General features: G+C 61.6%; 2 protein-coding genes. One reads left to right on the plus strand and one right to left on the minus strand.

Going from position 1 to position 913, the window contains the following annotated elements; translation table 11 throughout:
• Positions 1–41 precede the first annotated feature (41 nt).
• The gene (locus B3V69_RS09040) at positions 42–419 is read left to right on the plus strand and encodes a hypothetical protein (protein WP_296445790.1); all 378 of its coding nucleotides are present in this window, start codon (positions 42–44) and stop codon (positions 417–419) included.
• Between the two features lie 47 nt (positions 420–466).
• On the opposite strand, the gene B3V69_RS09045 is transcribed toward B3V69_RS09040, so the two are convergent.
• On the minus strand, positions 467–913 hold a 447-nt coding region (locus tag B3V69_RS09045; RefSeq protein ID WP_296445792.1), incomplete at its 5' end, for a LysR substrate-binding domain-containing protein.

A 913-nucleotide genomic window follows, 5' to 3' on the forward strand; every position in this document is an offset into this window, starting at 1 on the left:
GCCCCCCGTGAAACCACAATACACTTCATCGAGGAGATCCCATGGCATTGCAATACCAGCTCAAAGAGGGCAACTACCATTTGTACGACATGAGCACCCCGGCCAACACGGTCACCGGGGAGCGCCGCCTGCGACTCAAAACCGACACCGTCGCCCTTGCTTTTGACGCCAGCACGGGTGTGCTGCACGAGCATGGCAGCCCCTGGCGTATCCATTCCTGGGCCACCACGGCGCGCCGCCGACTGCGGGCCGCCGGGGCGCTGGACAGCGCCAATGACATCGTGGTGGTGTCCGGCCCCCTGCCGGTCGATGAGATCAACAAATGCCTGCAGATCAGTGGCTACTGCCGGCGCATGTTCACGCGGTTGGCCACCCTGCCGCACGGCAAAATGATCGAGCGCCAGCGCCCGCCTCAATAGCTATTGTTTTTATAGCTGCTGGCGCTTATTCCACAGGGGCTATCGGCCTATTTTTCATAAATATTCATGGCCGCAACAGCCGATCCATGCGCTTTCAGCAAGCAATCATGAAAGGCCCGCGTCACGCGTGACGGCTGCGGCGAGCGCCGCACGATGCTGAAGAAGCTGCAGGCGTAGTGAAACAGTTCCGGCTTGACGGCGCACATCTGGCCGTTGCGCACGAACGCCTGCGCGTAATGGTCGGGCAAAAAACCCAGGTACTTGCCCGACAGGATCAGCGTGGCGATGGATTCCTGGTCGTAGCCGGTGGCCTTGCGCGGCAGTCGCACCTGCTGGCTGATTTCCATATTGGGCGAGTGGTAGCCCAGGCCGGCAAAGTGGTGCGTGCGCAATTCGTCCCAGCCCATGCCCGGCGGGTCCGCGCCAAACAGGGCGTGCTGCGCACCGCAGTACAAGAGCATGGTCTCGTTGAACAGCTCGTCGTAAGCCAGCGT

Origin of the sequence: Rhodoferax sp. UBA5149 (genome assembly GCF_002413825.1) — a bacterium.
Lineage (GTDB): Bacteria > Pseudomonadota > Gammaproteobacteria > Burkholderiales > Burkholderiaceae_C > Rhodoferax.

Bases quoted from the DNA above. Each gene is read 5' to 3' on its own strand.
- B3V69_RS09040 (WP_296445790.1), top strand. From the start codon at position 42: ATGGCATTGCAATACCAGCTCAAAGAGGGCAACTACCATTTGTACGAC.